At 31.9% G+C, this 746-nt stretch carries 2 protein-coding genes; both read right to left on the minus strand.

Going from position 1 to position 746, the window contains the following annotated elements:
* Nucleotides 1–165: alpha/beta fold hydrolase (locus EII32_RS12865; protein ID WP_410524585.1), on the minus strand; the 165-nt coding region annotated here is incomplete at its 3' end.
* Nucleotides 166–250: 85 nt separating this feature from the next.
* Nucleotides 251–746, minus strand: a 496-nt coding sequence (locus tag EII32_RS11395) for an FAD-binding domain-containing protein (RefSeq protein WP_199741434.1), incomplete at its 5' end; no start/stop codon positions are given.

A 746-nucleotide genomic window follows, 5' to 3' on the forward strand; every position in this document is an offset into this window, starting at 1 on the left:
TCCTTCTGAACGGCCATGTCCTCGTTGATCATAACGAATAACATTAAATTGATTATCGTTCAAAAAAGTTGTCAACTCATCATATCGATCCATATATTCTGCTAAACCATGTACTATAATGACATTAGCTTTTAAGTTATTAACCGTGTTAATTTTACCGTACAAATTTGTACTGTCTGCTGATTGTATATATTTATAAAATTCATGGTCATCGACTCCTTTATATTATTAATACCACTTTTTCGAACAATCATAACTCATCATTATATTTAGTTGGATCACGAATGTATTTTCTACTCACATCATTAAATATTTTTAGCTGTGTTTTAATAAAATACCCTTGCTTATCAAAGCGCTCACTTTGACGTATAGGATTAAACATTCCGAAATAAGGCACTTCATTTATTCCTGTTGATGCTGACCACTGCCATCCGTGTACATTAGATGCATTATCATAATCTATCAAATACTGTCTAAAGTACTCCTCACCCCAAGTCCAGTCAATAAATAAATTTTTCGTTAAAAATTGTGATACGACCATTCGTAAGCGATTATGTATATATCCTGTACGATTCAGCTTCTTCATTGCAGCATCAACGATTGGATAGCCAGTTTGACCTTTTTTCCATACTTCAAAATGTGTTTTATTATAAGACCATTGCATGTTTCGATATTTTTCAGAAAAAGATTTAGTTGCCGTTTCTGGATACTGCATCATTAACACATAATAAAATTCACGGAATATA

This window comes from Prevotella sp. OH937_COT-195 (assembly GCF_003932845.1).
In the GTDB taxonomy this organism is placed as follows: Bacteria; Bacteroidota; Bacteroidia; order Bacteroidales; family Bacteroidaceae; genus Prevotella.